Source organism: Blautia sp. HA8986 (assembly GCF_056504635.1).
This window is the reverse complement of record NZ_JBWLUQ010000001.1, coordinates 1,726,732-1,751,077: the sequence shown is the minus strand read 5'-3', so window position 1 is coordinate 1,751,077 and position 24,346 is coordinate 1,726,732. Positions and strand designations below refer to the sequence as shown.

36 protein-coding genes are annotated in these 24,346 nt (G+C 45.0%); 30 read left to right on the top strand and 6 right to left on the bottom strand.

Features of this window, described 5'->3' with window-relative positions:
- Nucleotides 1-23 precede the first annotated feature (23 nt).
- Both rfbD and AC04Q4_RS08245 read left to right on the top strand, forming a co-directional pair.
- Nucleotides 24-875: a dTDP-4-dehydrorhamnose reductase gene (gene rfbD, locus AC04Q4_RS08250; RefSeq protein ID WP_173738844.1), complete on the top strand. Its 852-nt coding sequence runs from the start codon at nucleotides 24-26 to the stop codon at nucleotides 873-875.
- Nucleotide 876: 1 nt separating this feature from the next.
- Nucleotides 877-2,175 (top strand): dicarboxylate/amino acid:cation symporter, encoded by a 1,299-nt coding sequence (locus AC04Q4_RS08245; RefSeq protein WP_173738843.1) that lies wholly within the window; start codon nucleotides 877-879, stop codon nucleotides 2,173-2,175.
- 127 nt (nucleotides 2,176-2,302) lie between these two features.
- Here the strand turns inward: AC04Q4_RS08245 and AC04Q4_RS08240 are convergent, their stop codons facing one another.
- Complete coding sequence (locus AC04Q4_RS08240) at nucleotides 2,303-3,220, bottom strand: LysR substrate-binding domain-containing protein (RefSeq protein ID WP_476388830.1); 918 nt, start codon at nucleotides 3,218-3,220, stop codon at nucleotides 2,303-2,305.
- A 191-nt stretch (nucleotides 3,221-3,411) separates the two neighbouring features.
- On the opposite strand from AC04Q4_RS08240, the gene AC04Q4_RS08235 reads away from it, so the two are divergent.
- On the top strand, nucleotides 3,412-4,335 hold the full coding sequence (locus AC04Q4_RS08235; protein ID WP_118169340.1) for a 4Fe-4S binding protein: 924 nt from the start codon (nucleotides 3,412-3,414) through the stop codon (nucleotides 4,333-4,335).
- Nucleotides 4,336-4,531: 196 nt separating this feature from the next.
- On the top strand, nucleotides 4,532-6,514 hold the full coding sequence (locus AC04Q4_RS08230) for a sodium-translocating pyrophosphatase (RefSeq protein ID WP_044961021.1): 1,983 nt from the start codon (nucleotides 4,532-4,534) through the stop codon (nucleotides 6,512-6,514).
- Between the two features lie 182 nt (nucleotides 6,515-6,696).
- On the opposite strand, the gene AC04Q4_RS08225 is transcribed toward AC04Q4_RS08230, so the two are convergent.
- The 5 genes from AC04Q4_RS08225 to AC04Q4_RS08205 all read right to left on the bottom strand — a co-directional run bounded on the left by AC04Q4_RS08225 (nucleotide 6,697) and on the right by AC04Q4_RS08205 (nucleotide 9,705).
- Nucleotides 6,697-7,323, bottom strand: a complete 627-nt coding sequence (locus tag AC04Q4_RS08225; RefSeq protein WP_173738841.1) for a stage V sporulation protein AA — start codon at nucleotides 7,321-7,323, stop codon at nucleotides 6,697-6,699.
- 17 nt (nucleotides 7,324-7,340) lie between these two features.
- A complete protein-coding gene (locus AC04Q4_RS08220) occupies nucleotides 7,341-7,697 on the bottom strand; it encodes a SpoVA/SpoVAEb family sporulation membrane protein (protein WP_173738840.1) in 357 nt (118 codons plus the stop codon).
- A gap of 2 nt (nucleotides 7,698-7,699) precedes the next feature.
- Entirely contained in the window at nucleotides 7,700-8,755 is a 1,056-nt protein-coding gene (locus AC04Q4_RS08215) for a stage V sporulation protein AD (protein WP_173738839.1), read from the bottom strand.
- Entirely contained in the window at nucleotides 8,752-9,210 is a 459-nt protein-coding gene (locus tag AC04Q4_RS08210) for a SpoVA/SpoVAEb family sporulation membrane protein (RefSeq protein WP_173738838.1), read from the bottom strand. The genes AC04Q4_RS08215 and AC04Q4_RS08210 overlap by 4 nt, the downstream gene beginning before the upstream one ends.
- A 78-nt stretch (nucleotides 9,211-9,288) precedes the next feature.
- The gene (locus tag AC04Q4_RS08205) at nucleotides 9,289-9,705 is read right to left on the bottom strand and encodes a stage V sporulation protein AB (RefSeq protein ID WP_173738837.1); all 417 of its coding nucleotides are present in this window, start codon (nucleotides 9,703-9,705) and stop codon (nucleotides 9,289-9,291) included.
- A 221-nt stretch (nucleotides 9,706-9,926) separates the two neighbouring features.
- Between AC04Q4_RS08205 and AC04Q4_RS08200 the strand changes: the two genes are divergently transcribed.
- The 26 genes from AC04Q4_RS08200 (at nucleotide 9,927) to rpmD (ending at nucleotide 24,334) form a co-directional block, all read left to right on the top strand.
- Nucleotides 9,927-10,658, top strand: coding sequence for a ThiF family adenylyltransferase (locus AC04Q4_RS08200; protein ID WP_178774283.1), 732 nt, complete (start codon nucleotides 9,927-9,929; stop codon nucleotides 10,656-10,658).
- 82 nt (nucleotides 10,659-10,740) lie between these two features.
- Nucleotides 10,741-11,655: a UDP-N-acetylmuramate dehydrogenase gene (murB, locus tag AC04Q4_RS08195; RefSeq protein WP_173738835.1), complete on the top strand. Its 915-nt coding sequence runs from the start codon at nucleotides 10,741-10,743 to the stop codon at nucleotides 11,653-11,655.
- 39 nt (nucleotides 11,656-11,694) lie between these two features.
- Complete coding sequence (rapZ, locus tag AC04Q4_RS08190) at nucleotides 11,695-12,573, top strand: RNase adapter RapZ (protein ID WP_173738834.1); 879 nt, start codon at nucleotides 11,695-11,697, stop codon at nucleotides 12,571-12,573.
- A 17-nt stretch (nucleotides 12,574-12,590) separates the two neighbouring features.
- The gene (gene whiA / locus AC04Q4_RS08185; RefSeq protein ID WP_173738833.1) at nucleotides 12,591-13,547 is read left to right on the top strand and encodes a DNA-binding protein WhiA; all 957 of its coding nucleotides are present in this window, start codon (nucleotides 12,591-12,593) and stop codon (nucleotides 13,545-13,547) included.
- Nucleotides 13,544-13,798, top strand: coding sequence for an HPr family phosphocarrier protein (locus AC04Q4_RS08180; protein ID WP_015526913.1), 255 nt, complete (start codon nucleotides 13,544-13,546; stop codon nucleotides 13,796-13,798). Before whiA ends, AC04Q4_RS08180 begins: the two co-directional genes overlap by 4 nt.
- Nucleotides 13,799-13,943: 145 nt before the next feature.
- Entirely contained in the window at nucleotides 13,944-15,029 is a 1,086-nt protein-coding gene (locus AC04Q4_RS08175; RefSeq protein WP_173738832.1) for a hypothetical protein, read from the top strand.
- Between the two features lie 345 nt (nucleotides 15,030-15,374).
- Nucleotides 15,375-15,692, top strand: a complete 318-nt coding sequence (gene rpsJ / locus AC04Q4_RS08170; RefSeq protein ID WP_015526916.1) for a 30S ribosomal protein S10 — start codon at nucleotides 15,375-15,377, stop codon at nucleotides 15,690-15,692.
- Between the two features lie 65 nt (nucleotides 15,693-15,757).
- Complete coding sequence (gene rplC / locus AC04Q4_RS08165; RefSeq protein ID WP_092069546.1) at nucleotides 15,758-16,390, top strand: 50S ribosomal protein L3; 633 nt, start codon at nucleotides 15,758-15,760, stop codon at nucleotides 16,388-16,390.
- A gap of 21 nt (nucleotides 16,391-16,411) precedes the next feature.
- On the top strand, nucleotides 16,412-17,032 hold the full coding sequence (rplD, locus tag AC04Q4_RS08160) for a 50S ribosomal protein L4 (RefSeq protein ID WP_021976669.1): 621 nt from the start codon (nucleotides 16,412-16,414) through the stop codon (nucleotides 17,030-17,032).
- On the top strand, nucleotides 17,032-17,331 hold the full coding sequence (gene rplW, locus AC04Q4_RS08155; RefSeq protein WP_119240269.1) for a 50S ribosomal protein L23: 300 nt from the start codon (nucleotides 17,032-17,034) through the stop codon (nucleotides 17,329-17,331). The genes rplD and rplW overlap by 1 nt, the downstream gene beginning before the upstream one ends.
- 65 nt (nucleotides 17,332-17,396) lie before the next feature.
- Complete coding sequence (gene rplB / locus AC04Q4_RS08150; protein WP_015526920.1) at nucleotides 17,397-18,242, top strand: 50S ribosomal protein L2; 846 nt, start codon at nucleotides 17,397-17,399, stop codon at nucleotides 18,240-18,242.
- 15 nt (nucleotides 18,243-18,257) lie between these two features.
- Complete coding sequence (gene rpsS, locus AC04Q4_RS08145; protein ID WP_015526921.1) at nucleotides 18,258-18,539, top strand: 30S ribosomal protein S19; 282 nt, start codon at nucleotides 18,258-18,260, stop codon at nucleotides 18,537-18,539.
- An 85-nt stretch (nucleotides 18,540-18,624) separates the two neighbouring features.
- On the top strand, nucleotides 18,625-19,014 hold the full coding sequence (gene rplV, locus AC04Q4_RS08140) for a 50S ribosomal protein L22 (RefSeq protein WP_015526922.1): 390 nt from the start codon (nucleotides 18,625-18,627) through the stop codon (nucleotides 19,012-19,014).
- Between the two features lie 11 nt (nucleotides 19,015-19,025).
- Nucleotides 19,026-19,682 (top strand): 30S ribosomal protein S3, encoded by a 657-nt coding sequence (gene rpsC / locus AC04Q4_RS08135; protein ID WP_015526923.1) that lies wholly within the window; start codon nucleotides 19,026-19,028, stop codon nucleotides 19,680-19,682.
- The gene (rplP, locus tag AC04Q4_RS08130; protein WP_118062095.1) at nucleotides 19,682-20,119 is read left to right on the top strand and encodes a 50S ribosomal protein L16; all 438 of its coding nucleotides are present in this window, start codon (nucleotides 19,682-19,684) and stop codon (nucleotides 20,117-20,119) included. Before rpsC ends, rplP begins: the two co-directional genes overlap by 1 nt.
- A complete protein-coding gene (gene rpmC, locus AC04Q4_RS08125) occupies nucleotides 20,109-20,318 on the top strand; it encodes a 50S ribosomal protein L29 (RefSeq protein WP_119240268.1) in 210 nt (69 codons plus the stop codon). The genes rplP and rpmC overlap by 11 nt, the downstream gene beginning before the upstream one ends.
- 18 nt (nucleotides 20,319-20,336) lie before the next feature.
- The gene (gene rpsQ, locus AC04Q4_RS08120; protein ID WP_021650763.1) at nucleotides 20,337-20,591 is read left to right on the top strand and encodes a 30S ribosomal protein S17; all 255 of its coding nucleotides are present in this window, start codon (nucleotides 20,337-20,339) and stop codon (nucleotides 20,589-20,591) included.
- Between the two features lie 12 nt (nucleotides 20,592-20,603).
- Nucleotides 20,604-20,972 carry a 50S ribosomal protein L14 gene (rplN, locus tag AC04Q4_RS08115; protein WP_019162495.1) on the top strand — a complete coding sequence of 123 codons (369 nt, stop codon included), beginning with the start codon at nucleotides 20,604-20,606 and terminating at the stop codon, nucleotides 20,970-20,972.
- Between the two features lie 11 nt (nucleotides 20,973-20,983).
- Nucleotides 20,984-21,295: a 50S ribosomal protein L24 gene (gene rplX, locus AC04Q4_RS08110; RefSeq protein WP_021650764.1), complete on the top strand. Its 312-nt coding sequence runs from the start codon at nucleotides 20,984-20,986 to the stop codon at nucleotides 21,293-21,295.
- A 22-nt stretch (nucleotides 21,296-21,317) separates the two neighbouring features.
- On the top strand, nucleotides 21,318-21,857 hold the full coding sequence (gene rplE / locus AC04Q4_RS08105) for a 50S ribosomal protein L5 (RefSeq protein WP_021650765.1): 540 nt from the start codon (nucleotides 21,318-21,320) through the stop codon (nucleotides 21,855-21,857).
- Between the two features lie 13 nt (nucleotides 21,858-21,870).
- The gene (locus tag AC04Q4_RS08100; RefSeq protein WP_015526927.1) at nucleotides 21,871-22,056 is read left to right on the top strand and encodes a type Z 30S ribosomal protein S14; all 186 of its coding nucleotides are present in this window, start codon (nucleotides 21,871-21,873) and stop codon (nucleotides 22,054-22,056) included.
- An 81-nt stretch (nucleotides 22,057-22,137) separates the two neighbouring features.
- On the top strand, nucleotides 22,138-22,539 hold the full coding sequence (rpsH, locus tag AC04Q4_RS08095; RefSeq protein WP_015526928.1) for a 30S ribosomal protein S8: 402 nt from the start codon (nucleotides 22,138-22,140) through the stop codon (nucleotides 22,537-22,539).
- 149 nt (nucleotides 22,540-22,688) lie between these two features.
- Nucleotides 22,689-23,228 (top strand): 50S ribosomal protein L6, encoded by a 540-nt coding sequence (gene rplF, locus AC04Q4_RS08090; protein WP_118062096.1) that lies wholly within the window; start codon nucleotides 22,689-22,691, stop codon nucleotides 23,226-23,228.
- A 17-nt stretch (nucleotides 23,229-23,245) separates the two neighbouring features.
- The gene (rplR, locus tag AC04Q4_RS08085) at nucleotides 23,246-23,614 is read left to right on the top strand and encodes a 50S ribosomal protein L18 (RefSeq protein WP_118513010.1); all 369 of its coding nucleotides are present in this window, start codon (nucleotides 23,246-23,248) and stop codon (nucleotides 23,612-23,614) included.
- A gap of 17 nt (nucleotides 23,615-23,631) precedes the next feature.
- On the top strand, nucleotides 23,632-24,141 hold the full coding sequence (gene rpsE / locus AC04Q4_RS08080; protein WP_173738831.1) for a 30S ribosomal protein S5: 510 nt from the start codon (nucleotides 23,632-23,634) through the stop codon (nucleotides 24,139-24,141).
- Between the two features lie 13 nt (nucleotides 24,142-24,154).
- The gene (gene rpmD, locus AC04Q4_RS08075; RefSeq protein ID WP_015526932.1) at nucleotides 24,155-24,334 is read left to right on the top strand and encodes a 50S ribosomal protein L30; all 180 of its coding nucleotides are present in this window, start codon (nucleotides 24,155-24,157) and stop codon (nucleotides 24,332-24,334) included.
- The last annotated feature ends 12 nt before the right edge of the window (nucleotides 24,335-24,346 follow it).

Below are 24,346 nucleotides of genomic sequence, written 5' to 3'. Positions count from 1 at the left end.
TATTACACCAGGGAGGTAGAAAGATGTTAAAAGTATGGATCGCAGGTGCCAACGGACAGATCGGACGGGCACTGAATGATGTTCTGGATCCAATGCAGATCGAGACTCTGAACACAGACCTTGACGAGCTGGATATCACAGACACAGATGAAGTGATCAACTTCGGTTCCATTAACCGTCCGGATGTGATCATCAACTGCACCGGTATCACAGATACCGATGAGTGTGAGAAGAACCCGGAACATGCATACCGTGTCAATGCACTGGGAGCAAGAAACTTAAGTATCGTGGCAAGAAAATGCGGAGCAAAGATCGTACAGCTTTCCACAGATGATGTCTTCGACGGAAAGAGCAAAAAACCGTATACAGAGTTTGACGATACCAATCCGCTGACTGTTTACGGCCGTTCCAAGAGAGCGGGAGAGAACTATGTAAAAGAGTTCACACACAAACATTTCATTATCCGAAGCAACTGGGTATATGGAAAAGGCGGGCACAATTTTGTAAACCGTGTGCTTGAGACTGCAGAAAAAGGTCAGGCACTTTCCGTTGCTTCTGATCAGTTTGGATCACCGACCAGTGCCAAGGATCTGGCAAGAATGATCCTGTATCTTATCGATACCAACGAATATGGAACTTATCACGTAACCTGCAGCGGTGTATGCAACCGTTATGAGTTCGCAACAGAGATCCTTCGCCTTGCAGGAAAGGAGATCGAGCTGAGATCCGTGCCGACAGAGCAGTCAGATCTTTCTTCTGTCAGACCGCCGTATGCCGTTCTTGATAATTTTATCCTCCGTATCATTGAAGTGTATGATATGCCAGACTGGAAAGCATCATTGAAAGAATATATGGATGAAAGAACGGAGGATTAGGATGAAAGAAAAAAATATAAAAGAGAAAACACAGCAGAAAAAGAAAATGGGTCTTACCACGAAGATCTTTGTGGCGCTGATCGCAGGTGCGATACTGGGAATCATTCTCTGCTATTTGGTTCCTGACAGCAGCTTCAAAAAAGACGTGATCGTGGAGGGAATCCTTTATGTGATCGGACAGGGATTTATCCGTCTGATGAAAATGCTGGTTGTACCGTTGGTATTCTGTTCCCTTGTCTGCGGAAGTATGTCCATCGGTGATACCAAGAAGCTTGGAACCGTAGGTGTGAGAACACTGGTATTTTATCTGGCGACTACAGCTCTGGCTGTTTCGGTTGCTCTGACTGTAGGTAATCTGATCAATCCGGGTGTGGGACTCGATATGAGCTCTATTCAGTCCTCCGCTTCCTCTGTGGAGACTATGGAGGCGACCTCTCTTACGGATACCATCCTGAATATCATTCCGGACAATCCAATCAATTCCCTGGCAAGCGGAACCATGCTTCAGGTTATCGTATTTGCCCTGATCGTTGGTGTGATCCTTGCGAAAATGGGAGAGCGCGCAGAGACAGTAGCGAACTTTTTCAGTCAGTTTAATGATATCATGATGGAGATGACCATGATGATCATGGCACTTGCACCGATCGGTGTATTCTGCCTCATCAGCAGAACTTTTGCAAACATCGGTTTCAGTGCGTTTATCCCGCTGGCAAAATATATGATCGGTGTTCTCCTTGCACTGGCGATCCAGTGTTTCGGCGTATACCAGATCCTGCTGAAGATCTTTACAGGACTGAATCCGATAAAATTCATCAAGAAATTTTTCCCGGTTATGGCATTTGCATTCTCAACAGCTACATCCAATGCCACGATCCCGATGTCCATTGATACCCTGTCCAAGAAAGTGGGTGTTTCCAAGAAGATTTCTTCGTTCACCATTCCTCTTGGAGCTACCATCAACATGGACGGTACCTCCATCATGCAGGGTGTTGCCGTAGTATTTGCGGCACAGGCCTTCGGTATTCACTTAAGTCCGATGGATTATGTGACAGTTATCGGAACTGCAACCCTTGCTTCTGTAGGAACTGCCGGTGTACCAAGTGTTGGTCTTGTTACCCTGACTATGGTATTTAACTCTGTAGGACTTCCGGTTGAGGCTATTGGTCTGATCATGGGTATTGACCGTATCCTGGATATGACCAGAACAGCGGTTAACATTACCGGTGATGCAGTCTGCACAACCATCGTTGCACACCAGAACAATGCACTGGATAAAAAAGTGTTTAACGAATCAAACTAAATATCCGGTTCAGAAAGAGATCCGACTCTGTCGGGTGAGATAAAAAACGAAAAACGGCTGTACATATCGTAAGAGCGATATGTGCGGCCGTTTTTTAACGGATCTGAGAGGAATCCTGTAAAGCTGCCTATTCCTGCTCCAGAACACCCATGACAGAGGGCAGTTCCAGCTGCTGATAGGTGTGAAGGATCTTTTCCAGCTCAAAGATAGCAGGGGTAAGAAACTTATTCTTGTGATAGACCAGCTTGAATTTCCGGTTCCATTCCCCTGCTTCGTTGCAAAAGACCCGGACTGAACGGTGACGGATCTCATGATGCATAAGACGGATGGACATAACAGAGAGCATCTGGTTATACAGTACCGCGTTGAGCAGTGCCTGTGGACTGTGGGCTTCCCAGGCAGTCAGGATCTTCAGATCATGGCGAAGTGTATAGTCCTCAAAAAGCTGTCTGGTACCGCTTCCATATTCCCGGACTGCAAATTTCTGGTTGTTCAGCTCCTGGACATGGATGCGTCCTCTGCGGTAAAACGGGTGCTTTTTTCCGGCGGCAAGGACCAGACAGTCGTCGATGATGGGAAGAACGACAAGGTCCGGGGAATGGATCTCACCTTCTACCACAGCAGCGTCCAGCTCAGAACGCAGAAGCTTCTGTTCGATATTTTGCGTGTTGGTGACAAAGGAGTAAACGTCAAGGTCCGGGATTTTTTTCTGCAGATCCAGGATAATGGATGGGGTCAGGCAGGTTCCCACAGTGAGGGTGGAGCCAAGCTTCAGGGTGGAAGACTGTCCCTGGTTCTGCATCAGCTCTTCCAGCTGCTGAAACTGGCGGATCATTTCACGGGCATGGGGAAGAAGAATCTTTCCCCGTTCTGTGAGATAAAGCTTTTTTCCAAGACGTTCAAAGAGAAGGCCGTTATAATGAGCTTCCAGCTCACGGATGGCCTGACTGACTGTTGGCTGGGAAAGATAAAGATGTTTGGCAGCAGCACTCATGGAGCCCTGTTCCGCAACGGCCGCAAAAACAGTGAGATGGCGGATGGTCATATGGAATCTCCTTTTATTGTAAATTGGTATATAGGTAAAACCTATCATTTTTATAAAATAATATCATTTCTCAAATACATCTTCAAGTGGTATAGTAGGAAGTACGTGAAAACGATTTCAACATTGCAAAATACAGGGCAACGATACCGTGGGAAAGTATCGGAATGCCGGTGAGACCAGGAGGAGGAAATATGTCAGCATTAACTGTAAGCAAAGAGGAAGAGAAAAGACTGAAGGGGCAGGGGTTTTTAAATAACCGGGGAACCGATGAATTTTCTGCACGGGTGATCACTGTAAACGGAAAGGTGACAGCGGCACAGCACAGATGTATGGCGGAAGCAGCAGAGAAATTCGGCAACGGAAATCTTACCTACACGACCAGGCTCTCCGTGGAGATCCAGGGAATCCCCTATGAAAAGATCGAAGAGTTTCAGGAATTTATTGCGAAGGAAGGTCTGGAGACAGGAGGAACAGGAGCAAAGGTCCGACCGGTAGTATCCTGCAAGGGAACCACCTGTCAGTATGGACTTCTGGATTCCTATGCAATTTCAGAAGAGATTTTCCAGAGATTCTATAAAGGCTACCGTCAGGTTGCACTGCCGCATAAATTTAAGATCGCAGTAGGCGGATGCCCGAATAACTGTGTGAAACCAAATCTGAACGATGTGGGGATCATCGGACAGAGGATCCCGCACTTTGACAGCGAGGCCTGCAAGGGCTGTAAAAAATGTGCCATTGAAGCTGCATGTCCAAACAAAGTGGCGAAAGTCGTTGACGGGAAACTGCACATTGATGAGGAGCTTTGCAGACACTGCGGAAGATGTGTGGGAAAATGTCCGTTCCATTCCATCCCGGACGGTACCTACGGATTCAAGATCTATATTGGTGGACGCTGGGGAAAGAAAATTTCTCACGGAAAGGCCCTGAACCGGATCTTTACGTCAGAGGAAGAGGCACTGGATGTTATTGAGAAGGCAATCCTGCTTTTTAAGGACCAGGGATTAAAGGGAGAACGTTTTGCCGAGACTATAGAACGAATTGGATTCGAAAATGCAGAAAAACAATTATTGGAAAAAAATCTTCTGGAAAGAAAAATGGAAATTTTGTCCAAATAGAGATATAAAAAAACTTCCTATTATATAAGCTGTCTGAAACTGAAAAAATGCGAGCAATAATATAAAAAAATTTTATTTCATTTATATAAAATTTTATTATATCACAATATTAACAAAAAACTAAGTGAAAATTCTATTTGAAATATGCAAAATAATGTGATAAAGTATTAACAATACATGAACGGAGGTAAAAAGAGTGGAAAACTACATGTATTTGGTGCCGGTGGCAGCAGTACTGGCACTTCTGTTCGCAGCATACCTTGCAGCGAAGGTCAGCAAGCAGGATGCAGGAACAGACAGAATGAAGGAGATCGCAGGTGCGATCGCAGAAGGTGCCCGCGCCTTCTTAACAGCAGAGTACAAGATCCTGGTTATTTTCGTGGCCGTACTTTTTGTACTGATCGGAATCGGAGTTGGAAGCTGGGTAACAGCAATCTGCTTCGTAGTAGGTGCTCTGTTTTCAACAATCGCAGGATACTGCGGTATGACCGTTGCAACAAAGGCTAATGTAAGAACAGCAAATGCAGCAAAAGAGGGAGGAATGAACAAGGCTCTTTCCATTGCATTCTCCGGCGGTGCTGTTATGGGTATGTGTGTTGCAGGCCTTGGTGCACTTGGTGTCAGCGTTGTGTATATCATCACAAAGAACGTTGACGTACTTTCCGGATTCAGCCTTGGTGCTTCTTCCATCGCACTGTTCGCACGTGTTGGTGGCGGAATCTATACAAAGGCAGCTGACGTAGGAGCTGACCTTGTAGGTAAGGTTGAGGCAGGAATCCCGGAGGATGACCCTCGTAACCCTGCTGTTATCGCTGATAACGTAGGTGATAACGTAGGTGATGTTGCCGGTATGGGCGCAGACCTTTTCGAGTCTTATGTAGGATCTCTGGTATCTGCTCTTACACTTGGTGCGGTAGCCGGAGCAGTTTCCGGTGTTCTCTATCCGCTGGCTATTGCAGGCTGTGGACTGATCGCATCCATCATTGCAACATTCTTTGTAAAGGGTGATGATAATTCCAATCCGCAGAAAGCCCTCACAAGAGGAAGCTATGTATCTGCAGCACTTGTTATCATCGTGTCCCTGATCCTCAGCAAGACTCTCTTCGGAGACATGAAAGCAGCCATCGCTGTTATCGCAGGTCTTGTTGTTGGTGTCATCATCGGAAACATTACTGAGTACTATACATCTGCAGATTACAAACCGGTTCAGGGAATCGGCGAGCAGTCTGAGACAGGTGCAGCTACAACTATCATCAGCGGTATTGCAGTAGGTATGAAATCTACAGCATTCCCGATCCTGCTGATCTGTGTTGGTATTTTTGTAGCATACGGTGTGGATGGATTATACGGAATCGCTCTTGCAGCAGTTGGTATGCTTTCCACAACAGGAATCACAGTTGCAGTTGACGCATATGGTCCAATCGCTGACAATGCCGGTGGTATTGCAGAGATGTCAGGTTTGGATGAATCTGTTCGTGAGATCACAGATAAGCTTGACTCTGTAGGTAACACAACAGCAGCTATGGGTAAAGGCTTTGCAATTGGTTCCGCAGCACTTACAGCACTTGCTCTGTTTGTATCTTATGCAAATGCAGTAAATCTGGATGCAATCAATATCCTTGCTCCTCGTGTTACGATCGGTATCTTTATCGGTGGTATGCTTACATTCCTTTTCTCAGCTTTCACTATGGAATCTGTTTCCAAGGCTGCTTACAAGATGATCGAGGAAGTAAGACGTCAGTTCCGTGAGAAACCAGGTATCATGAAGGGTACAGAGAAACCGGATTACAAATCATGCGTTGCGATTTCAACAACAGCAGCTCTTCATGAGATGATGCTTCCTGGAATCATGGCAGTTGTTGTTCCGGTTATTGTTGGAGTTGTTCTTGGTGTTGAGGCTCTTGGAGGACTTCTTTCAGGTGCTCTTGTAACAGGTGTACTGATGGCAATCTTCATGTCCAACGCAGGTGGTGCATGGGATAATGCCAAGAAATATATTGAGACAGGACATCATGGCGGAAAAGGCAGCGAGGCGCACAAAGCAGCCGTTGTCGGCGATACAGTCGGCGACCCGTTCAAAGATACTTCAGGTCCGTCCATCAACATCCTGATCAAGCTTATGACTATTGTATCTCTGGTATTCGCTCCTCTGTTTTTATCCATCGGAGGACTTCTGTAATCAGAAAAACAGTAAACCCATATTATATAAAAAAAGCTCTTTGCAGAGGAATCTGCAGGGAGCTTTTTTACATCATGCAAAGGTCGCTCAAGGTGATCTGCAGCAGATAAAGAATACGGCAGGCAGACCTCTTTCTTACATGATCTGCGGATGTTCTGTCCAGAGCTGGTACAGGATTTTGCCTATATTTCTTTAGCAGGGTTCTGCGTCCGTTCTGACTGTTCGATCAGTGTCTGGTTCACATCATCCTCGTAGGTACGCATCTGCACCTGCATGGGAGTAGGATCATCGGAAAGCTTCGCATGACCGAAGTGGTTGAAAAAGATCAGAACTCCAAGTCCGATCCCGACAGAATAGGAAATCTCCAGAACCGTAAATCCGTTGGAGCTTTTTCCCATAACAAGGGTGTAGAGCTGGTCAAAAAGACCTCCGAGGTCAACGTCATTATTGAAAGTCATAATAGAGAAGGCTGCCCCAAAAAAAGAAACCAGGCATACGAAGAAAATTTTAACATAGCGAAATATCGTGCCTGTGGAAGAGCTGATCCGGTAGGTGATGATAAAATCCGTTTCTCCGATGGGAGAAATATTAATGGAAGGTTCCACTTTCAGGATCATTTTCAGAAGATCCGAGACGGACATTACATATCGGCCAGGTTTCATGGGATCCAGGACCATTACCTGCATGACGCGGAGGCGGTTGAGCTTTTTTGCATCAGCCATGGAAAGGGCGGCAATGTCCTGGAGATATACATGAGGATTTGTGACCTCAATGTTCTGATCGAGCTGCAGATATAAGGTATCACTCATGAAAAGACATCTCCTTTTTATTTTTTCATCTTAGGACGGAAGAGGAAGCTGGCCAGATAGGAAAAGATGAGAGCCGAGGATACACCGGCTGCGCAGGCGGTAAAACCTCCGGTAAAAAGGCCGAGAAGCCCATCTTCTTCAATGGCTTTTTTCATGCCTTCCCATAATACATGGCCGAATCCGATCAGGGGTACAGAAGCTCCTGCTCCCGCAAAATCCACAAGAGGCTTATAAAAACCGACTGCACTGAGAAAGGCACCGGCGCAGACAAGAAGCACCATGACGCGGCCGGGCATCAGCTTGGTTTTGTCCAGAAGAATCTGGACCAGGGCGCAGATCAGTCCGCCTACCCAGAATGCGTTGAAATAATTCATGATCATACCTCCACATGTTCAATGACAACAGCGTGGGCAATGCCGGGGATGCTGTCACCTTCGTTGAAACTTACCTTGGAAAGAAGTGCTCCTGTTGGTACAAAAAGAATTCGTTTCCATTCGCCGGATACAACTTTGGGAAGAATATAGGCGGCAAGAACTGTGGCAGAACAGCCGCAGCCGCTTCCTCCTGCGTGGGTATCCTGTGTCTCGTTGTCATAGATCAGGATTCCGCAATCCTGATGTATAGGAGAGAGATCGATATTCTGCTCGCCCAGAAGATCCAGAAGGATTTTTTTTCCGATAACACCAAGGTCGCCTGTAAAGACTGCATCATAATCAGAGGGAGTGCGTCCGAAGTCTGCAAAATTCCGGGTAATGGTATCGCAGGCGGCAGGAGCCATACATCCACCCATATTCATGGAATCTTTCAGACCGTAGTCCATGACTCTGCCGGCAGTGAGACCTGTGATGGCAGCACAGCCGCCGGAAGAGCGGAGAGGAGAGTTTTCCCCGGGAGGAGCAGTGTTTAAGATACAGGCTCCGCTTCCGGTGACAGTCCAGGTTGCAGAAAAAGGCCGCTGGTTTCCATATCCAAGTGGAAAGCGGAACTCTTTTTCCGCGCTGGCAAAATGACTGGAGGTTGTGCATAGAACACGGCTTCCGAAACCGGCAGTGAGAGCCAGGGAACCAAGGGAGAGAGATTCGCCCATGGTAGAGCAGGCTCCGTACAGTCCGTAAAAGGGAATTCCGATTCCGGCAGAGCCGAAGCTGGTAGCTGCAGTCTGGGCAAGCAGGTCTCCTGCGAACATCAGCTGCACGTCTTCAGGAGTAAGACTGCAGCGGTTCATGGCAAGCGTGGCGACCTCTTTTTGAAGGGTGCTTTCTGCCGATTCCCAGGTATCACAGCCAAACATAGGATCTTTGCAGATCATGTCAAAAAGATTTCCCAAAGGTCCGTCTCCTTCTTTCTGGCTCACAATAGAAGCACAGCTTTCAAAATAAAGAGGGGAGTCGAAACCAATGCTTGCAGCACCATTATGAAGATTTTTTATCATGAGATCACCTCCAGAATTTTCAGGATGTAGTAGATCACGCCAAGAGCCCAGGCACTCATAATGCCGTAGAGAATCACAGGACCTGCAATGGTAAAAATCTTGCAGCCAATACCGAATACCTGTCCTTCTGCCCGGAATTCAATAGCAGAAGCTGCTACGGAATTGGCGAAGCCTGTAATTGGAACAAGACTTCCTGCACCGCCGAATTTGCCGATTTTCGGATAGATACCGAATCCGGTGAGAATCACACTGAGCAGGATCAGAAGGACAGAACACCAGGTTCTGGCGTCAGACAGGTCCGCGCCAAGAGAGTGGGCGGTATCTGTGATAAATTGTCCAAGCAGGCAAATCAGTCCTCCTGTAAAAAAAGCTTTCAACATATTTAAAGGGAGACTATGCGTTGGGGTAATCTGTTTGACATATTTTTCGTATTTTTTTTCATCGATATTGCGCATGAAAATGCTCCTTTCGCAAAAATGTGAATAATTGGATGCGAATATCTGTTTGATAATTTTGGCATCCGGTTTTGTACATTACATCCAGCCCTGTGCATAATAAAGAAGAGAACCTAAGGTTTTTCCGGCAGCAATTGAAAGGATCACGAGTGACATTCCAGGGGAAAGCTTTATCCTTCGGACAAATACAGGGAAAACTTTTGCAATCTCTGCAAGTGCGAGAATCCAGCCGCCAAGGAAAATGCCGAAGAAAACGCCGCACAGTGCAAGAAACCATGTGCCAAGGGGAAGCGGGATATGAAAGAGAAAAACTACAGTGCCGGCCACAGTTCCCAGAAGGGACATGTCTTCGTACAGAAAAATATAGTCAGCTGTATGTGTGACCCCAGCATAGCGTGGGACGATAGAAAGGCCGATCAGAAGCCCGGAAACACCTCCAGCTACAATGATACCGGCGCAGAATCCTACAAAGCACAGAAAAATCAGTTCAGGCATGATAAGAACCCTCCTTTGACAGTAAAGTTAGTATTGGAAAATATAAAAATTTTATGCGCAGATCTTAAAAAATAAGAATATCTGTACATTTTCAGCCGCAGATAGTATAATAAAGTTGCTGTTTACACGACAAGCAGCAGACGAATGAAGAGAAATGTGGAAACATTGGAAGTTAAATGTTTTTGCAGTGGAAATACATGGAATAGCAGAGGAGGACGGATATGCAGGATGCTTTTTCTCGTATGGAATTGCTTGTGGGAAATACAGGCGTAAAAAAACTCAGCAGGGCGAAGATCGCAGTATTCGGCCTTGGCGGAGCTGGTTCCTGCGCAGTCGATGCGCTTGCAAGATGCGGCGTGGGCAGTCTGACTCTGGTAGATCATGAGAAGATTACGCTGCCTGATATAAGCAGTCAGATCCTTGCAGTACATTCCACAGTCGGGATGAGTAAGGTTGAGGTTGCGAAGAAGAGGATCCATGATATTGATGAGGGAATCCTGGTGCATACCTATGAGACATTTTATAAAGAGGAGACAGCGGGGATGTTTGACCTGCGGTCTTTTGATTATGTAGTGGATGCTATGGGGACACTTTCTTCCAAACTGCTTCTGATCAGCAGAGCGAAGGAAGCCCGTGTGCCGGTGATCTCATGCCTGAATATGGGAAGTAAGCTTGATCCGTCCAGACTGGAAATCACAGATATCTCAAGAACAGCTGTATGTCCGGCTGCCAGGATTATGAAGGCGGAGCTTCGTAAACGGGGGATCCGTAAACTGAAAGTTCTTTATTCCAAGGAGCGTCCGGCAAGGGAGAAGCTTTTCAGGCGTGGCCGTAATGGGGCAGTTCAGCCACAGGAAGGAAATATTTCTTTTGTGTTTGGTGCTGCAGGATGTTTTCTAGCGGGAGAAGTGGTGCGAGATATTTTGACAACAGGAACCACTGGCAGAAGCTGATATAAAAGGAGACGGGGAAGGATACTTTTATCCTTATGACATATAAATAGAAATAAAACAGAAAGACAGAGGAACGGGAATTTTGAATCAGGAAATTAAAAAAATATTTTGCGATCTTCTTGGCGAAGATCGTGTTTTTACTGATGAACCTATGAAGCAGCATACAACTTTCAAAATCGGGGGACCGGCCGATTATTTTCTGGTGCCGGAGTCTGGGGAGGAAGCTGGTGAGATCATAAAGATCTGTAAACAGACAGATATACCGTATTTTATTCTTGGAAACGGAAGTAATCTTCTGGTGGGAGACGGCGGTTATCGTGGTGTCGTGATCCAGATTTACAGAAATATGTCAGCAGTGACCACAGAAGGAACTATCATCACAGCACAGGCTGGTGCACTGCTTTCTTCGGTGGCAGCAGTTGCTAAGAATGCTTCTCTTACGGGCTTTGAGTTTGCAGGCGGCATTCCGGGAACTGTGGGCGGTGCGGCTGTTATGAATGCAGGTGCTTACGGCGGTGAGATGAAAGATGTTCTTGTGGAAGTCACAGTGATGGATGCAGATGGAAATATTTTTACGATTCCTGCAGAGAAGCTGGAACTTGGATATCGTACCAGCATCATCAAGAAAGCCGGCTACATTGTGTTGGAAGCGAAGATTCGTCTGGAAGAAGGCAATCAGGAAGCAATCAGGGAGCGGATGAAAGAGCTGACGATCCAGAGAACCACCAAGCAGCCGTTGGAATTTCCAAGTGCAGGAAGTACCTTTAAGAGACCGGAAGGATATTTTGCAGGAAAGCTTGTAATGGACAGTGGTCTCCGGGGATATCAGGTTGGAGGAGCCCGGGTTTCTGAGAAACACTGCGGTTTTGTGATCAATGCAGGTGGAGCCACAGCGAAGGATGTCCGTACGCTGATGGAGAATGTTCGTGATATCGTATATAAGAAATATGGAGTTACCCTGGAACCGGAAGTGAAGTTCCTGGGTGAGTTTGAATGAATTAAGATAAACCGGGAATCAGGGAAAGGAAGAGAAAGTATGCGTTTTGTAATTGTGACAGGAGTTTCGGGGGCCGGAAAAACAGCTGCGCTTAAGATGTTGGAGGATATGAATTATTTCTGCGTGGATAATCTTCCAATCCAGCTTCTGGAAAAATTTGCTTCTCTTCTTCCTGAGATGCAGGGAGAGAATGTGAGAAACGTTGCGCTTGGGATTGATGCAAGAAGCGGAAGCGCACTGGATGAACTGGAAGTTGTTCTGGACCGGATGAAGAATACCGGATATGAGTATGAGATCCTTTTTATGGATGCAGAAGATTCTGTGCTTGTGAAGCGTTACAAGGAATCCAGAAGAAGTCATCCTCTTGCAAGAACAGGAAGAATCGATGAAGGAATCCGTCTGGAAAGAGAGAAAACAAAATTCCTGCGCAGACGTGCAGATTATATTATTGATACCAGCCATCTTCTTACAAGGGAGCTTCGCCAGGAGATCGAGAGGATATTTGTAGATGACAGAGAGTTCAGTAATATCATGATCTCTGTTCTTTCCTTTGGCTTCAAGTACGGGATCCCGGCAGATGCTGACCTTGTGTTTGATGTGCGTTTTCTGCCGAATCCCTATTATGTGGATGAACTCCGTCCTCTTACGGGACTTGATGATGCAGTATTTAATTATGTGATGGAGAGTGACACAGCGAAGACTTTTGCTGGCAAGCTGGAAGATATGATTCGTTTTCTGATTCCAAATTATATTAAAGAGGGAAAAACAAGCCTTGTGATCGGCATCGGATGTACAGGTGGCAAGCACCGCTCTGTTACCATTGCCAGAGAACTTTTTTCCAGGCTGTCCAAGTCCGAGGATTATGGAATACGCCTGGAACACAGGGATGCAGAGAAGGACAGGCTTCTGAAAAAATAATAAAAAGAGGGTTCGGGATGTCATTTTCGGGAAAAGTCAAAGAGGAGCTTGCAGGACAGATAAGTACTGCAAGGCACTGTCAGGTTGCGGAGATGGCCGCTCTGCTCTGCGGATGCGGCCATGTGGAAAATCTGACCGATGGAAGCAGAAAACTGTGGATTCAGACAGAAAATGAAGCAGTTGCAAGAAAAAGCTTTACATTATTGCGAAAAACCTTTAATATAGAGACAGCGATTGTTATCCGGGAAGGGTCCCAGCTGAAACGGGGTAAGGTGTATCTGGTAGAGGTGGCTGATCCTGTAAGAGCAGAACAGGTGCTGCAGGGGACGAAGCTTTCCGTGGATAATGAAACCGGGTTACTTGAAATGGATAATTCGCTTGTGGTTCAGATGAATTGCTGCAAGCGTGCATTTATTCGCGGCACTTTTCTGTCGTCGGGTTCGATCAGTGATCCTGAGAAGGGATATCACTTTGAAATCGTATGCCCTGACAGCAGGAAGGCAGAACAATTAAAGGGGATTATCCGCAGCTTTCACGTGGAAGCTAAGATTGTGGTGCGCAAGAAATCATATGTGGTCTATGTGAAGGAAGGCGCGCAGATCGTTGACATGCTGGCAGTCATGGAAGCGAACGTAGCTCTGATGGATCTTGAGAATATCCGGATACTGAAAGAGATGCGTAATTCAGTAAACCGCAAGGTGAACTGTGAGGCTGCGAATATCAATAAAACGGTAAATGCGGCAGTGAGGCAGGTAGAAGATATACAGCTGATCAGCAGGACCGTCGGCTTTGAAAGTTTAAGTGATGGACTGGCTCAGATTGCCAGGCTGAGGCTTAAGTATCCGGATGCCACACTGAAAGAATTAGGTATGATGTTGAATCCGCAGGTGGGCAAATCAGGTGTGAATCACCGGCTTCGTAAGCTGAGTGAGATCGCAGATGAGCTGCGGGAGAACAAGGAGGAGCTATTATGATTAAAAAACCAATCACTATCAACTTATCCACTGGACTGGAGGCAAGACCAGTAGCGCAGCTTGTACAGGTTGCGAGCCAGTTTAACAGTGAAATATATGTTGAGATTGGCAAGAAAAGAGTTAATGCCAAGAGCATTATGGGAATGATGACGCTTGGTCTTGACGCTGGAGAAGAGATCACACTTTCTGCCAATGGTGATGATGAGAATGCAGCAATGGAGAGCATTGAGCAGTATTTAAGCAATCAGTAGTCAATCTGGACAGAGCAGTCTGTGAAGAGAATTTCTTCCAGACGTGGAACATAAAGGGATACAGACGGAAAGGAAGACCGATTCCCGCTGTATCCCTTTACGCTTCAAGTGGATTTCTACTAAGTAAGAAAGAGGAAGATTACCTATGTCGAAAGTATTAAAATTTATTGTACATCTTGTTGTAATATGTACTCTGATCTGTGTGCTGGGACTTGTTCTGCCGCCATTTTTCGGAGTAAGGACCGTGATCGTAGATAAATCAGGAGATGCAACGAACCTGCCTGTAGGCTCTGTTACATATGCGATCCCGGAGAAGTCTTCTGAGGTAAGTGTGGGAACACCGATCCTGGTACAGAATGATTCTAAGACATATAAATATACGATCACCAATCTTGATGCTGCCAAAGGAACTGGAACTGTTGCAGACCAGTCCGTTTCCGGCGGAAAGACACTCACGATCAAAGTGGGAGATTACGTTCCGAAAGTTGTTGTTACGATCGGTTTTATCGGCTATCTTCTTGTGGCAACAGAAAGTATTGAGGGACTTATCATTCTTGGTCTTGTGGTTCTTTTTCTGATTATTCTCTATGTGATCGCAGAACTCTGGAAGAAGGATCCGGAAGATTTTCAGGATGATATGGATGATCCGGAGCCTGGATATGTGAAGTCCAAGAAGGAACTCAAACGTGAGGAGAAAGCACGTGCCAGAAGAATGAAGGAAGAGGACAGAGAGATTCTTCAGGAAGAGAAGGCGCGTAAGAAAAAGAAGAAAAAAACAGATAAGCGCAAGGTCCGCACAGGCGGTTTTGTGGACGAGATTGATGAGGATGATGTTACAGAGCCTGTATCCGGCAGAAGAGTTTCTGCGATGAAGCAGACAGCACAGACAGCAGCCAGCGAAGCACATGCAGAACTGAAGAAAGAGATTGCAGCAGCAACATCTGAGGATAATGATGTAGTTGCACATCTTGAGAGAACAGAGCGTACAGTTGCAGAGAAAAAAGCAGCGAGATCGAAGAAGATACAGCCGGAAACTTTTATACCTGATGAAGAGCAAGAGCCGGTTGCTATCGGAAATCTTGCAATGCCGTCCCTTACAGCGGCACAGCTCGCCAGCCGTGTTAAGAAAGCAGGAGATGCTCCTGATATTGTGAAGGATGATATCACCAATGTTACATTATTTGATTACTCAGATATTATCAGCGGTGAACATGAAGAGCTGGATGAATAAATAACTACCTATTATATAAGAAGAAAACGGTTCAGAAATGAGCCGTTTTTTTATTTTCAAAAAAATTAAAAAAAATAAAAAAAACACTTGCATTCTTAAAGAACATCGTATATACTAATCCTTGCTGTGACATTGATAGCTATGAAGCGCGAGGTTGCTGCCACGCTGGCAGGTTTTCCGTGGAGCGAATGTCAAGTTAGGAAACTGACGACAAGTCACTGTACAAAGTTCAATAACCATCATGGGATGGGCGTGTGTGTAAATATACCATGACACACACGGAGATGTGTACAGTCGCCGCTTGTCGTACTGCTATATAAGTACGAATAGGAGGAGACTTTTTTTATGGCAAATCAGGTAATGAGAATCACATTAAAGGCATATGATCATCAGCTCGTTGATGCATCTGCAGCAAAGATCATCGAGACAGTAAAGAAGAACGGTGCAATGGTAAGTGGGCCGGTTCCGCTTCCTACTAAGAAAGAGGTTGTTACAATCTTAAGAGCTGTTCATAAATACAAAGATTCCAGAGAGCAGTTTGAGCAGAGAACTCATAAGAGACTTATCGATATCCTGACACCAACTCAGAAAACAGTAGATGCACTTTCCAGACTGGAAATGCCGGCTGGTGTTCACATCGATATCAAAATGAAAAATCGTTAATAATGTCATTTGACATTAACTATATGATTACCGAATGGTAATCCGCTATAAGGAGGAAGAAAGAAATGCAGAAAGCTATTTTAGCTACTAAAGTCGGAATGACTCAGATCTTCAATGAAGATGGAATGTTAATTCCGGTAACTGTTTTACAGGCAGGTCCTTGCGTTGTAACTCAGGTTAAAACTGAGGAGAACGATGGATACGCATCAGTTCAGGTTGGCTTCGGCGAGATCAGAGAGAAACTGGTCAACAAACCGGAGAAAGGCCACTTTGACAAAGCTGGTGTAGCTGTAAAGAGATTTGTAAAAGAATTCAGATTTGACAATGCCGGCGAGTATGAGGTTGGACAGGAAATCAAGGCTGATATCTTTGCAGCAGGAGATCATATCGATGCTACTGCAGTTTCCAAAGGTAAAGGCTTCCAGGGCGCCATCAAGAGACATGGTCAGTCCAGAGGACCTATGGCTCACGGTTCTAAATATCATCGTCATGCAGGTTCCAACGGCGCTTGCTCCGATCCGAGCAAGGTTTTCAAAGGAAAACATATGCCAGGTCACATGGGACATGTTCAGGTAACTGTTCAGAATCTTGAGATCGTACGTGTAGATACAGAGAATAACTTACTGTTAGTTAAAGGTGCTGTTCCAGGACCTAAGAAATCTTTGGTTACAATCAAAGAGACAGTAAAGTCCTTATAATAGGAAAGGAGGAGCATCAGAATGGCTAATGTAACTGTTTATAATATGGAAGGCAATGAAGTTGGCACAATGGAGCTGAATGACGCAGTATTCGGCGTTGAGATCAATGAGCATCTCGTTCATCTTGCAGTTGTTCGTCAGCTTGCAAATAACCGTCAGGGAACTCAGAAAGCGAAAACTCGTTCTGAGGTAAGAGGCGGCGGAAGAAAACCGTGGAGACAGAAAGGAACAGGTCATGCAAGACAGGGTTCCATCCGTGCACCACAGTGGACAGGCGGCGGTGTTGTATTCGCTCCGGTTCCGAGAGATTATGAAGTAAAAATGAACAAGAAGGAAAGAAGAGCAGCTCTTAAATCCGCTCTGACATCCAAGGTTCAGGATAATAAACTTGTTGTTGTTGACAGCCTTGCACTTGCTGAGGTTAAGACAAAAGAGATGCAGAAGGTTCTTACAAACCTGAAAGCAGAGAAAGCTCTTGTAATCACAGCTGACAACGATCAGAACGTAATTCTTTCTGCAAGAAACATCGCTGACGTGGAAACTGCAACACCGGCTACAATCAACACATACGATGTTATGAAACACAACACCGTAGTTGTTACAAAGGATGCCGTTGCATCTATCGAGGAGGTATACGCATAATGGCAAGTATTCAGTACTATGACGTAATCATCCGTCCGGTTATCACAGAGAAATCCATGGCAGACATGGGTGAGAAGAAATATACATTCCTTGTACATCCGGAAGCTAACAAGACTCAGATTAAAGAGGCTGTTGAGAAGATGTTCGAGGGAACAAAAGTTAAAAGCGTTAATACCATCAACATGGATGGCAAGAAAAAACGCCGTGGAATGGTAGTTGGAAAAACTGCTAAAACTAAGAAAGCTATCGTAGCTCTTACAGAAGAGAGCAAAGATATCGAGATCTTCGAGGGACTTTAATTAACAATTAAGTCCGAATATACGCAGTCAAAAGCGTGATGATAAAGATTGAAAGGAGAAACATCATGGGAATCAAAAGCTATAACCCATATACACCGTCAAGAAGACATATGACTGGTTCCGACTTCTCTGAGATTACAGCTGCAAAACCAGAGAAATCCCTCGTTACTTCCCTTAAGAAGAATGCCGGACGTAACAATCAGGGTAAAATCACTGTAAGACATCAGGGTGGCGGAAGCAGAAGAAAATACAGAATCATCGACTTCAAGAGAAGAAAAGATGGAATCCCTGCAACAGTTAAAACAATCGAGTACGATCCGAACAGAACAGCTAACATCGCTCTTATCTGCTATGCAGATGGCGAGAAAGCTTACATCCTCGCTCCAGAGGGACTTAAAGTAGGCCAGAAGGTTTACAATGGTCCGGAAGCTGAGGTTCGTGTTGGAAACTGCCTCCCACTGGAGCTTATCCCGGTTGGTACTATGGTTCACAACATTGAGCTTCATCCTGGAAAAGGCGGACAGATGGTTCGTTCTGCAGGAAACGGCGCACAGCTCATGGCTAAAGAAGGAAAGTATGCAACACTTCGTCTTCCTTCAGGTGAGATGAGAATGGTTCCGATCGTATGCCGTGCAACTGTTGGTGTAATCGGAAACGGAGATCACAACCTTATTAACATCGGTAAAGCCGGACGTAAACGTAACATGGGTATCAGACCTACAGTTCGTGGTTCCGTAATGAACCCGAATGACCATCCACATGGTGGTGGTGAAGGTAAGACCGGTATCGGACGCCCAGGTCCTTGCACACCGTGGGGCAAACCTGCTCTCGGCCTGAAGACCAGAAAGAAAAACAAACAGTCCAACAAGTACATCGTAAGAAGACGCGATGGAAAAGCATTATCGAAATAATAAGGAGGAGAAAGCATGTCTCGTTCACTGAAAAAAGGACCTTTTGCAGACCAGAGCTTACTTAAAAAAGTAGATGCACTCAACGCTGCAAATGATAAATCCGTAATCAAAACTTGGTCTCGCCGTTCCACAATCTTCCCGTCTTTCGTAGGACACACAATTGCTGTTCATGACGGAAGAAAACATGTGCCGGTATATATCACAGAGGATATGGTAGGACACAAACTTGGTGAGTTCGTTGCAACAAGAACTTACAGAGGACACGGAAAAGACGAGAAGAAGTCCGGAGTACGCTAGTCATCAGATTTTTAACTGCCCGCTGTCATTTTCGACAGCTGGCAGATAACTCAGATATCGAATTTAGGAAAGGAGGCACTTTAAGATGGCAAAAGGACATAGAAGCCAGATAAAGAGAGCCAGAAATGAGAATAATAGAGAGACAAGGCCGTCTGCAAAGTTATCTTATGCAAGAATTTCTGTTCAGAAAGCCTGCTACGTATTAGATGCAATCCGTGGTAAAGATGTACAGACAGCACTTGGTATCCTGACATACAATCCGAGATACGCTTCCAGCGTGATTAAGAAACTGCTCGAGTCAGCAGTAGCAAACGCTGAGAACAACAACGGAATGAACGCAGACAACCTTTATGTTGCAGCATGCTATGCAGATAAGGGACCTACAATGAAGAGAATTCAGCCGAGAGCACAGGGTAGAGCTTACAGAATCGAGAAGAGAACAAGCCATATCACAGTTGTGCTTGATGAAAGGTAAGGAGGAAAAGCATGGGACAGAAAGTTAATCCGCATGGCCTTAGAGTCGGAGTTATCAAGGATTGGGATTCCAGATGGTATGCAGAAGACAAATTTGCTGACTACCTGGTAGAAGACTACAACATCAGAACATTCCTTAAAAAGAAATTATACAGCGCAGGTGTTTCCAAGATCGAGATCGAGAGAGCATCTGACAGAGTTAAGATCATCATCTACACAGCAAAACCTGGTATCGTAATCGGTAAAGGCGGCGCAGAGATCGAGAAAGTTAAAGCTGAGCTTCAGAAATACACAGACAAGAAGCTTATCGTTGATATCAAAGAAGTAAAGAGACCGGACAAAGATGCACAGCTGGTTGCTGAGAACATTGCTCTTCAGCTTGAGAACCGTATTTCTTTCAGACGTGCTATGAAGTCCACAATGCAGAGAACAATGAAGGCTGGCGCTAAGGGAATCAAGACTTCCGTATCCGGACGTCTCGGCGGAGCTGATATGGCTCGTACAGAGTTCTACAGCGAGGGAACAATCCCGCTTCAGACACTTCGTGCAGATATCGATTATGGCTTTGCGGAAGCAGACACCACATACGGTAAAGTTGGTGTTAAGGCATGGATCTACAATGGTGAGATTCTTCCGACAAAAGGAACTAAGGAAGGGAGCGATAAATAATGTTAATGCCAAAAAGAGTAAAACGTCGTAAACAATTCCGTGGCTCCATGAGAGGAAAAGCCCTTAGAGGCAATGCCATCAACTATGGTGATTTCGGACTTGTTGCTACTGAGCCGTGCTGGATCAGATCCAACCAGATCGAGGCAGCCCGTGTTGCTATGACCCGTTACATCAAACGTGGCGGTAAAGTTTGGATTAAGATCTTCCCGGATAAACCGGTAACAGCTAAACCAGCTGAGACTCGAATGGGTTCCGGAAAAGGTGCTCTTGAGTACTGGGTAGCAGTAGTTAAACCAGGTCGTGTTATGTTTGAGATTGCAGGCGTGTCCGAAGAGGTTGCCCGTGAAGCATTACGTCTTGCAATGCACAAGTTACCATGTAAATGTAAAATAGTTTCTCGTGCAGACTTAGAAGGCGGTGATAACAGTGAAAATTAATAAGTTCGTTGAAGATTTAAAAGCAAAGTCAGTTGCAGAACTGAATGATGAATTAGTAGCTGCTAAAAAAGAGCTTTTCAATCTGAGATTTCAGAATGCAACAAACCAGTTAGACAATACAGGACGAATCAAAGAGGTTCGTAAAAATATTGCCAGAATCCAGACAGTAATCACTGAGCAGGCAAACGCTTCCAAATAGGACAGGAGGACATAGATCGTGGAAAGAAATCTGAGAAAAACCCGCGTGGGTAAGGTTATCAGCGACAAAATGGATAAGACCATCGTAGTTGCAATTGAAGACCATGTAAAACATCCTCTTTACAAAAAAATCGTGAAGAGAACATATAAATTAAAAGCTCATGACGAGAACAATGAGTGCAACATCGGAGATACCGTTAAGGTAATGGAGACCAGACCGCTGTCCAAGGACAAGAGATGGAGACTGGTTGAGATCGTAGAGAAAGCTAAATAAGGAGGAACCAGTATGATTCAGCAGGAAACAAGACTGAAAGTTGCCGACAACACTGGTGCAAAAGAAATCCTTTGTATTCGTGTTATGGGCGGCTCTACAAGAAGATATGCAAATATCGGTGATACAATCGTTGCTACGGTTAAAGATGCAACACCAGGCGGCGTTGTTAAAAAAGGTGACGTTGTTAAAGCTGTAGTTGTTAGAACTAAAAAAGGCGCTCGTCGTAAAGACGGATCTTATATCCGTTTCGATGAAAATGCTGCCGTAATTATCAAGGATGACTTAACTCCGAGAGGAACACGTATCTTTGGACCAGTTGCCAGAGAGCTTCGTGAGAAGAAATTCATGAAGATCGTTTCCTTAGCTCCGGAAGTATTATAGGAGGGTGCCGAATGTCAGCTATGAAAATTAAAAAAGGTGATACTGTAAAGGTTATCGCTGGAAAAGATAAAGGTAAGGACGGAAAAGTTCTTGCAGTTAACGTAAAAGACAACACAGTAGTTGTTGAGAACGTAAACATGGTTACAAAGCACGCTAAACCGTCCGCAGCTAATCAGAACGGTGGAATCGTGACAAAAGAAGCTCCGCTTCACATCTCCAATGTAATGCTCGTTGTAGACGGAAAAGCTACAAGAGTCGGATTCAAGATGGATGGAGACAAAAAAGTTCGTGTTGCTAAAGCAACAGGAAAGACAATCGATTAATTAAGAGAGGAGGCATATAAAGGTGAGTAGATTAAAAGATCTTTACAAGAACGAGATCATGGATGCCATGACCAAGAAATTCGGATACAAAAACGTAATGGAAGTGCCAAAACTCGAGAAAATCGTTGTTAACATGGGTGTTGGCGAGGCAAAAGAGAACGCTAAACTTCTTGACGCTGCAATCGCAGATATGGAACTTGTTACAGGACAGAAAGCAATCGCTACAAAAGCTAAAAAATCTGTCGCTAACTTCAAAATCAGAGAGGGTATGCCGATCGGATGTAAAGTTACTTTAAGAGGCGAGAAGATGTATGAGTTCGCTGATCGTCTTATCAACCTTGCTCTTCCACGTGTACGTGACTTCCGTGGTGTTAACCCGAACGCATTCGATGGCAGAGGAAACTATGCTCTTGGTATTAAAGAGCAGCTCATCTTCCCGGAGGTTGAGTACGATAAGGTTGATAAAGTAAGAGGAATGGACGTTATCTTCGTTACAACTGCTAAAACAGATGAAGAGGCACGCGAATTACTGACATTATTCAACATGCCATTTGCTAAATAGGAGGAAAAGATTCATGGCTAAGACAGCAATGAAAATTAAACAGCAGCGCAAAGCTAAATTCTCCACAAGAGAGTATACTCGCTGCAGAATCTGTGGCCGTCCACATGCATACCTGAGAAAATACGGAATTTGCAGAATCTGCTTCCGTGAGCTGGCATACAAAGGTCAGATTCCGGGTGTTAAAAAAGCTTCTTGGTAGGCTGAAAGCAACTTTTTGATTAATATATAAATAAATAATTCACACGACATGTAAAGTCTGAAGAAAGAGGAGGAAACTTACATGACAATGAGCGATCCGATCGCAGATATGCTTACAAGAATCCGTAACGCAAACACTGCAAAACATGACACTGTAGACGTACCGGCATCCAAGATGAAAATTGCTATCGCAAACATCCTTGTAGATGAGGGATACATCGCAAAATATGATCTGGTTGAGGATGGAGTTGTTAAAACTCTTCACATCACACTGAAATACGGTGAGGACAAAAACCAGAAGATCATCACAGGACTTAAGAGAATCTCCAAACCAGGTCTTCGTGTATACGCAGGCAAGGATGAGCTTCCGAAGGTTCTTGGCGGACTTGGTATCGCAATCCTTTCCACAAACAAAGGTGTTATCACTGACAAAGAGGCTCGTAAGCTTCAGGTTGGTGGCGAGGTTCTTGCATTCGTTTGGTAGACCGAAAGCAACTTAATGAGTCCAAGTGTTTAAGCACGCCGGACGAATTTAGTTGAGGAATGTTCCGAATGAATCAGAATATAGCTTTTAAACTGAAAACAGAGAGGGCAGGGTCCCTCTCCGACAATCTAAGTAAGGAGGACAAATTTATGTCACGAATCGGAAGACTTCCGGTTGCAATTCCAGCTGGCGTTGAGGTTACAGTCGCTGATGGAAACGTTGTAACAGTAAAAGGACCTAAGGGAACACTTGAGAGAGCACTCCCGACAGAGTTAGAAATTAAAGTTGAAGACGGTCATGTAGTAGTAACAAGACCGAACGACTTAAAGAGAATCAAATCCCTTCACGGATTAACAAGAAGCCTTATCCACAACATGGTTGTTGGTGTAAGCGAAGGCTATAAAAAAGAGCTTGAGGTTAACGGTGTTGGTTACAAAGCAGCTAAGCAGGGCAAGAAGCTCGTACTTAGCCTTGGATATTCTCACCCGGTAGAAATGGAAGATCCAGAAGGTCTTGAGTCCACAGTTGATGGAAACAAGATCATCGTATCTGGTATCAGCAAAGAAAAAGTTGGCCAGTATGCAGCTGAGATCAGAGACAAGAGAAGACCTGAGCCATACAAGGGCAAGGGAATCAAGTACGTTGACGAAGTTATCAGACGTAAAGTCGGTAAGACCGGTAAGAAATAATTAAGGAGAGTGAGAATATGATTAACAAAGCATCCAGAAGCGAAATTCGCGAAAAGAAGCATAGAAGATTACGTCATCATTTAAACGGAACTGCAACTACTCCTCGTCTGGCAGTATTTCGTTCCAACAAGCATATCTATGCACAGATTATTGATGACACAGTTGGTAAAACTTTAGTATCCGCTTCTACTCTCCAGAAGGACGTAAAAGCAGAGCTTGAGAATACTGACGATGTACAGGCTGCAGCAAAAGTCGGAGCAGTAATCGGTAAAAAAGCTGTTGAGGCTGGTATCGAGAGCGTTGTTTTCGACAGAGGTGGATATATCTACCACGGAAAAGTTAAAGCACTGGCAGATGCAGCAAGAGAAGCTGGACTGAAATTCTAAGAGGAGGAAAAGAACACATGAAACGTAATCTTATTGATGCTAGTCAGTTAGAGTTAGAAGATAAAGTAGTATCAATCAAGCGTGTTACCAAGGTTGTTAAAGGTGGTCGTAACTTCCGTTTCACAGCTTTAGTTGTTGTAGGTGACGGCAATGGACACGTTGGTGCAGGTTTAGGAAAAGCAGCAGAAATTCCGGAGGCGATCCGCAAAGGTAAAGAGGACGCTATGAAGAAACTTGTTACTGTTGCAAGAGACGAGAACAATTCCATTACACACGACTTCATCGGAAAATTCGGAAGTGCTGAGATGCTTCTGAAGAGAGCTCCGGAAGGTACTGGAGTTATCGCCGGCGGCCCGGCACGTGCCGTAATCGAGCTTGCTGGTATTAAGAACATCCGTACAAAATGTATGGGTTCCAGAAATAAACAGAACGTAGTTCTGGCAACAATCGCAGGCTTGAGCCAGTTAAAGACTCCGGATGAGGTTGCAAAGCTCCGCGGAAAATCTGTAGATGAGATTCTGGGTTAAGGAGGACATGGAAATGGCAGATACAATCAAGGTTACACTGGTAAAATCTCCAATCGGTGCAGTACCGAAGCACAAAAAAACTGTAAAAGCTATGGGTCTTACAAAGATGCATAAAACAGTTGAGATGCCAGACAACGCTGCAACAAGAGGAATGATTCAGCAGGTGCAGCACCTGGTAAAAGTAGAAGATTAAGGAGGTGCCAGA